Raw genomic sequence first — 3,216 nt, 5'->3', positions numbered from 1 at the left:
CTCCAGCAGCGCGCGGCCGAAGGCAAACCGGTGCGCATAGGCCTCATAGGCGCCGGCAAATTCGGCTCCATGTACCTGGCGCAAGTGCCGCGGACACCGGGCGTGCACCTGGTGGCGATTGCCGACCTGTCGCCCGACGCGGCGCGCGCCAACCTTGCCCGTGTAGGGTGGAATTCGGCTGCAGCCCAATCTGAATCAGCGCAAGCAGCTATCAAAACAGGAGCAACCTGGGTCACCGACGACTGGCAGGCGGTGGTGACACATCCGCAGATCGACATCATTGTGGAATGCACCGGCAACCCGATTGCGGCGGTAGAGCATTGCCTGAAAGCCTTTGAACACGGCAAGCATGTGGTCAACGTGACGGTGGAAGCCGACGCTTTCTGCGGCCCGCTGCTGGCGCGCAAGGCGGCGGAGGCCGGCGTGGTGTATTCGCTGGCCTTCGGTGACCAGCCGGCACTCATTTGCGACCTGGTGGACTGGGCGCGCACCTGCGGCTTCCCGGTGGTGGCGGCGGGCCGTGGCCACAAGTGGTTGCCGCATTTTTGCGAATCCACGCCCGAAACGGTGTGGGGCAACTACGGCCTCACGCCCGAGCAGGCCGCGCGCGGCGGGCTCAACCCGAAGATGTTCAACAGCTTTCTCGACGGATCCAAGCCTTCCATCGAATCGACTGCCGTGGCCAACGCCACGGGCCTGACCGTGCCCAGCAACGGCCTGCTCTACCCGCCGGCCAGCGTGGAAGACATTCCGTACGTGACACGGCCCATCAGTGAAGGTGGCGTTCTCGAACGCAAGGGCATGGTCGAAGTTATCTCGTCGCTGGAAGCCAACGGCCGCAAGATTCCCTACGACATCCGCATGGGCGTCTGGGTCACCGTTGAAGCCGAGACCGACTACATCAAGAACTGTTTTGAGGAATACAACGCCCACACCGACCCGAGCGGGCGCTACTTCACCTTGTACAAACGCTGGCACCTGATCGGGTTGGAAGTCGGCGTGTCCGTGGCCAGCGTGGCGTTGCGCGGTGAACCCACCGGTGTGGCGACCTGCTGGAACGCCGATGTGGTGGCCACTGCCAAACGTGACCTGAAACCCGGCGACATGCTGGACGGCGAAGGCGGCTATACCGTGTGGGGCAAGCTGCTGCCGGCCGATACTTCCATGAAGATGGGCGGGCTGCCCCTGGGCCTGGCGCATAACGTGAAGGTCGTGCGCGCAGTCAAAAAGGGGCAGAGCCTGAGCTGGGCCGATGTGGCGATGGACACATCGACCCACGCCTGGAAAGTGCGCCAGGAGATGGAAAGCATGTTTGCGCCGGCGCTGAAAAAAGCGGCCTAGAAAGCTGCCTGACAGCCTTCTTCCCGCCGGTTCCTTCATGATGACTCAAAGCCATTCCGAGGACACGAATTGACCATCACCAGCGACACGCCCCTGCCCCGCATCGCATTTTTGGGTACGGGCATCATGGGCCTGCCCATGGCCAGGCGTCTGTGCGAAGCGGGCTACACGCTGCAGGCATGGAACCGCACGCCGGGCAAGGCCGGCCCGCTGGCGGCGCTAGGCGCCACGCAACATACGCAAGCCAGTGCCGCGGTGGCCGCTGCCGACATCGTCATCAGCATGCTCGAAAGCGGCCCGGTCGTGGAAGACGTGCTGTTCACGCAGGGCGTGGCCGCCGCGACGAAACAGGGCGCGCTCTTTCTGGACATGGCCTCCATCCAGCCGCGCGAAGCGCGCGACCATGCAGCTCGCCTGGGCGCATTGGGCATCGCCCATGTGGATGCGCCGGTTTCAGGCGGCCCGGGCGGCGCGCAAAGCGGCACGCTGGCCATCATGGCCGGCGGCAAGGCGGAAGACTTCGCGCGGGCCCTGCCTGTGCTCAAGCACTTTGGCCACGCCGTTCACGTGGGCCCGCACGGCAGCGGCCAGCTCACCAAGCTGGCCAACCAGATGATTGTGGGCATCACCATAGGCGCGGTGGCCGAGGCCCTGCTGTTCACCGCGCGCGGCGGGGCCGACATGGCCAAAGTCAAGGAAGCGATTACCGGCGGCTTTGCCGACAGCCGCGTGCTGCAGCTGCACGGCCAGCGCATGCTGGAGCGCGACTTCGCGCCGCGCGCCCGCATGGACATCCAGCTCAAGGACATGCGCAATGCGCTGGCCACCGCACAGGAGATCGGCTTTGAAGCACCGGTCACGGCACTCTTTGAGCGGCTCTATGCCGAAGGTGTTGAAAACGGCCTGAYGGACCTGGACCAGTCGGCGTTGTTTGTCGAACTGGCCAGCCGCAACGGCATGAGCTGAAGCGCTCAGCGAGTCAACAAGGCGCGCACCAGATAACCCGCGATGCGCGGATTTTCCTTGATGCGCCGCATGCTGTAACCGTACCAGTCCTTGCCGCAAGGCACATAGATGCGGACCGCGTAGCCCTCGGCCAACAGCCGGTCCCGCAGGCCTTCACACACGCCGAGCAGCATCTGGAACTCGAACGTCGAGTTGGCCACACGTCGGCTACGCGCCAGTGTGATCACCTGGTCCACAAGTTCCTCGTCATGCGTCGCGACGCCGACAAAGGTGCCGCTGTCAAAGCAACGCGCGATCTGGCGCAGGAAGTGCGGGTTGATCGCGCGCCGGTCGTGCCAGGCGCCCTCCACGAGATGCTCGCGCGCCTCGACATAGATGCCTTTGCAGACGCGCAGGTTTTCACTCGCGCCGAGCAGCGGGCCAATATCGTCATCGGTGCGGTTGAGGTAGGCCTGCAGCACCAGGCCGACATTGGCATATCCACGCTTTTTCAGGCGCAGCAACAAGTCGATCTCGCGCTGCGTGCAGCTGGCGTCCTCCATATCGATGCGCACAAAAATTGAGTGCGCCTTCGCTGCGTCGAGCAGGCGTTCCAGATTGCGCTCGCAATGGGCCGCGTCGAGCAGCAGGCCGAGCGCTGTCGGTTTGACCGAGATGTTCGCGCGCAGTCCCTCACGCGCGATCGCTTCAAGCACCTTGAGGTATTCGCGCGTCGTGTCGTCGGCTTGAGACAAGGATTTGACGGTTTCGCCCAGGACGTCGACGGTCGCGGAAAAACCATCGATATTGAGCGCCACGATGCGGTTGATCGCATCGGCCACGGTGTCACCGGCGATATAACGGCGCGAGACTTTGCGGATCAGCGCGTGCGGCGCCAGCGGGATGGCAGAGGCCACCAGGGTATTGAAC

At 64.2% G+C, this 3,216-nt stretch carries 3 protein-coding genes; 2 read left to right on the top strand and 1 reads right to left on the bottom strand.

The genetic code is table 11. The features are described from left to right. Both AC1D1P_RS18725 and AC1D1P_RS18720 read left to right on the top strand, forming a co-directional pair. The coding region (locus AC1D1P_RS18725) for an NAD(P)H-dependent oxidoreductase (protein WP_477674006.1) at positions 1 to 1,341 on the top strand (1,341 nt) is incomplete at its 5' end. Between the two features lie 69 nt (positions 1,342 to 1,410). Continuing rightward, complete coding sequence (locus tag AC1D1P_RS18720) at positions 1,411 to 2,307, top strand: NAD(P)-dependent oxidoreductase (protein WP_477674005.1); 897 nt, start codon at positions 1,411 to 1,413, stop codon at positions 2,305 to 2,307. 5 nt (positions 2,308 to 2,312) lie between these two features. Here AC1D1P_RS18720 and AC1D1P_RS18715 read toward each other — a convergent pair. Beyond that, a partial coding sequence (locus tag AC1D1P_RS18715) for a proline dehydrogenase family protein (RefSeq protein WP_477674004.1) occupies positions 2,313 to 3,216 on the bottom strand: 904 nt, incomplete at its 5' end.

Source organism: Polaromonas sp. P1_E1_2 (genome assembly GCF_056406035.1).
The sequence above is the reverse complement of the archived record's forward strand: the minus strand, read 5'-3'. Positions and strand labels throughout refer to the sequence as shown.